Origin of the sequence: Bradyrhizobium sp. 142 (assembly GCF_023074015.1) — a bacterium.
Classification (GTDB): Bacteria; Pseudomonadota; Alphaproteobacteria; order Rhizobiales; family Xanthobacteraceae; genus Bradyrhizobium.
Genome location: NZ_JADPKQ010000412.1, coordinates 1 through 2,428 on the forward strand (window position 1 = coordinate 1; position 2,428 = coordinate 2,428).

The 2,428-nt window shown below is 59.2% G+C and carries 2 protein-coding genes and 1 pseudogene; 1 reads left to right on the plus strand and 2 read right to left on the minus strand.

What is annotated here, in order from left to right:
* Positions 1-165: pseudogene (locus tag IVA82_RS37825) on the minus strand (IS110 family transposase); the annotation flags it as partial.
* A 580-nt stretch (positions 166-745) separates the two neighbouring features.
* On the opposite strand from IVA82_RS37825, the gene IVA82_RS37830 reads away from it, so the two are divergent.
* Complete coding sequence (locus IVA82_RS37830) at positions 746-1,111, plus strand: P27 family phage terminase small subunit (RefSeq protein ID WP_247388260.1); 366 nt, start codon at positions 746-748, stop codon at positions 1,109-1,111.
* Positions 1,112-1,932: 821 nt separating this feature from the next.
* On the opposite strand, the gene IVA82_RS37835 is transcribed toward IVA82_RS37830, so the two are convergent.
* Complete coding sequence (locus IVA82_RS37835; protein WP_346658786.1) at positions 1,933-2,373, minus strand: hypothetical protein; 441 nt, start codon at positions 2,371-2,373, stop codon at positions 1,933-1,935.
* Between the last annotated feature and the right edge of the window lie 55 nt (positions 2,374-2,428).

Below are 2,428 nucleotides of genomic sequence, written 5' to 3' on the forward strand. Positions count from 1 at the left end.
CGGATGTCCGGGTTGAAGTTGCATTGCGCGGGTCTTGTTGGCCACCAGGGCTGGGCGCGCCCACAGGTAATCTTCGCCCTTCGTCAATAAATGCCAGCAGAGCACAGTGAGCTTGCGAGCCACGGCCACCGCGGCGATCTGATGGCCGCGCCGGGCGCGGATGCGGACAAGTCTATCCTGGCAACCAGCGGCTCCAGGAGCGGCAGCAACCCCAACGCAATCAAGATCGCGGCCTGAAAACTGGAACTTGAATGCGAAGTTCGGCGGGCCCGCGAGGCGCGGCAATGGTGATCCCAAAGCAGGCCTTCAAAACCCTGTTCGATATCGCAGAGGATCGGCTCGCTCGCGCCGGCAGCGCTGTCGTCTCCCCTGAAATAAGGGCGCTGATGGGCGACATGGAACGTCGTATCTTGGCGGGCTTGCCGGTCGCGGAGTCAGAATACCAAGCGGTATCATACGCATTCTGGGAGTGGGCCGATTTCGGAATACTCAGCCGAAGGGCTTTGCCTGATGAGCTACAGGCAATGACACACCGGGGGCGGTGTAATTGTCTACCAAGTGGGGAGCGCCAACCGCTTCCGGGGTCTCATTGTAGACGGCGCGAAATTCGAAAAAGTGGGACATTTTGCAATATGGGAAGACGCAAAAAGCTTGTCGAAATCGCCCGTTTGGAAGGGAATCCGGGCCGTCGACCGCTCGATCTGTCGGGCGTTGAGGGATTGGGGAGCCCTTCATCCCAGAACATTTGTCGGACGACGCCCGTGGCTGCATCGACGTCATCAAGCAGTCGATGCCGCCGAATGTCTATTCCGCGCTCGACAGCTTTGTCCTGTCCGCATTTGCGACGGCATGGGCCATCCACAAGCGCGCGACCCATGAAATGGGTAGCCCTGGATTCGTGTGGACCAGCAAAACGAAGCGCGGCGCCGAAAGTGAAAATGTTTGGATCAAAATTGCGCGCCAGCAAGCGGCACAACTTGCGTCCTTGGGGGATCGCCTGGGACTAGACCCAAAAAGTCGTGCTGCGCTGAAACTGCCCGATGCAGAGCAACGCAAGAGCAAATTCGCTGGCTTGCTCGGCGCTGGCGTGTCGCCTGGTTACAGGAACTGAACACGACGTGTGACGGCGAAACCACCTAGCAATTTGGCGACCTCGACCATGGAGTATTGCAGCTTCCGCGGTCACACTTGCACGGGATCGCCTGTTGCCACGAACAGCTTCAACTCCTGGCAACAACAGCGGCATCACTATCACGGCGCCGATCGGCGGCAGCATCGGTGGCGTTGTAATTGGATCGTGACCGCGGCCGTTAGCTCCAGATTCCATTTAGCCGCTAGTGGCGGACTTCAGGGCCGGAGCAAAGCGCTCGGAGAATGTTGCGGCCTTCGCATCCCGAGCTGCAGACAGGGAGGCCGAGATCAGGGTTGAACACCCCACGAATGCGATCGCCAGTAGAGCGGCGCCGACAAATAATGTTCGCATTTAACCCTCCTAGTACGACGTCAACGCCGTTCAGTCTTGGACTGCTTTGTTTCAGCGTCATTGCGTGGGGAGGAAGAAACGGCTTCATACACGGCGTCGTGATGTAGACCGTTCACGGCGTGCCGGCGACAAACTGCTCGCGAAAAAGGCCGCAGGACCTACCCGGCCCTGCGGCCTGTCCGGGAAAATTGAGTGTTTACGTAATGATCACTTCCAGCCCCGGCTGACAGGAATGATTTCAGAATTTGGCGGGCACTTTGACTCCCAAGATGTTGTTCCGCGACGGAACATGGTGGAGTGTGGCGGTGACGCTACAGAGTGCACGCTGGCGGGAATTTGGATGGTCGCAATTATTCGCAGGAGCGGTTACTCGCGGCAGCGCTGTCGAAAATTCGCGAGTGTTGCAGCGAGGCAATTTTCAGAACTGCATAGTTGGTACAATATCGACATCAGCCGGTCGGAATTCGATCAGCGAGATCGGCTAGGCTCGGCACAGGTTTCGGCGGGGGCAGTGTGCCGAGCCGCCGACTGTTATAGCTCGCGCCCCATTGCGGGATGACTGCGGTTCTTGACTTTGATCCAGTGCTTCTGTCTGCCGGCCGCGGTAAGGCCGATCGCGGTGCTTCGAGACAAGCCCCTCTAGGCCCCAGCCGGCAGGCGGCGCGGTACAGATCAGGCCCAATGTCGCCCCGCTCGAACGGCGCCACGGTTATTCCGTCCGGCCGCCGCGCTAACAGGCGCTGTAACTTTGTTTTTCGCAGATGCAGTGGCAGGTCGCGAAGGTCGGCGCCGTCCATCGCCAACACGTCAAAGGCGTAGAGCTGCACCTCGCGATCGTGCTTGCGCGAATGCAGCGCGTTGAAATCCGATACGCCGTCCACCCCAAGCACTACGGCTTCGCCGTCAATGACGAAATGCTTCTGCCGGTTCTTAAGCGCGGCCTCG